A 1,578-nucleotide genomic window follows, 5' to 3' on the forward strand; every position below is an offset into this window, starting at 1 on the left:
TTTGAACGGCAAACTCGCTATCCAATTACCCAGGCGCTGGTGGATCTGCTGCTTGCAGACTGAGATCTCATGCCTGGGGTATGCCAAGATCAGGGCGATGGTCAGCACAGGATAAACAGGATGAGGGTACGCAGAGGCTGGGGTTGGATGGTGGGCATCGTGGGCATGGTGGCGATCGCTTGCCTGTGGGCAGTGGGCGTGATGGCAACGTCGCCCGCGGTGCTCTCTCGGTATGCGATCGCCCAGCAGTCGGACTTTAACCATCCCGACTACTATCCTGTGCAGCAAGCTGTTGATGAAACCTTGTACCAGCCGGTGGCGGATTGGGTAGGACGGTTGATATTACCCGATCGTGAGCAAGGTGACCGGGATGGTGGGGATTGGGTATGGCTGGAGATTTTAAATGCTCCAGATCCAGACTGGGTAGGGCGGCAAGCCCGGTTGCAGTGGCAGGATCGTCCTGATCTAGCAGCCTACCTGCAGACTGTCACCCAGCCTATTGTCTTTACCGACGAAACCCGTCAAAGCATTCAAGATGGTAATGTGCATCCGGAGCGACTGAATGGCTGGCTGCAAGTGGGGCCGTTACAGTCCCTAGCGGGAGCCCATCCTGAGGACGACGTGATTGTTTCGTTGCAGCCGGAGGATCTGCTCCAAGTTGGTGAACAGTCGGTGGTGCAGATCTCAGAGATGCCCACCCAGGTGATCGGTCGATATTATGGATTGGTACAGGTGCTAGGGCCAAGTCCAAGGACAGAGGATCGTCCCGATCGCTGTCCCCCTGAACCGCCTTGTGCCTCGGAGCAGATGCAGGTGCGCCATTACAACCTCAGCACCGGGCAATTTGATGGCCCGGTGGAGACGGTGCGCATTCCCCAGGTGCTACCCGCCTACGACATCTTTCAGTCCACACCTCACCAGTTGCAGCAATCTCCTGCGGGGCAAGCCGGCTGGTATATCTACGGGGCGCAAAATGCCGAGGGTGTTTTTGTCGTCCAGGCGATCGCTCCCCGTTCCTTGTTGCGCTACGATCCTGAGCGTTTGACCTCGGAGCAGCGTTGGGTTGGCCGCGATCGCCCCCATAACTATATTAATTTTCGCAATTGGCAAGATACCCCCAGCCGCAAGGGCACTGTGCAAACAGCCTGGCTGCATCGCACCCAGTCGGAGCCTGACTTCCAAGAGGGCGATCGCTTTTTAGTGGTGCATGTGTTTGGGGGTATTGGCGGCGAGAGGGCAGAAACTCCGGCTGTTTGGGGAACTGTGACCGGACATTTTGCCTACGGGACGGCTAGGCTGATCCGCGATCGCTTCACCGATGAGCTGCGCTTTCAGGTGGACTATTTTCAGGTCTATTCCCATAACCCCAATGGCATCATTGCCGGGGCGATCGCCTGGGAGAACTATATGGGTGGCCTGCAAACGGGCTGGCTGGGAACGCGTCCTGTATCGGATGTCTTGATCAAGCTGGATGCGGTTACCGAAGACTATCGTTTTGGTGACGTCCAGCTCTCGGTGATGGATGAGCTCCGCCGACAGTTGCAGATCATGATGGCCCGCTACCGCACTGGGGACGGG

The 1,578-nt window shown here is 57.5% G+C and carries 1 protein-coding gene; it reads left to right on the plus strand.

The features are described 5' to 3' along the window. Positions 1-120: 120 nt before the first annotated feature. Positions 121-1,578, plus strand: a 1,458-nt coding sequence (locus V6D20_21050; protein ID HEY9818269.1) for a hypothetical protein, incomplete at its 3' end; no start/stop codon positions are given.

The sequence above is a fragment of the Candidatus Obscuribacterales bacterium genome, assembly GCA_036703605.1.
Taxonomy (GTDB): domain Bacteria; phylum Cyanobacteriota; class Cyanobacteriia; order RECH01; family RECH01; genus RECH01.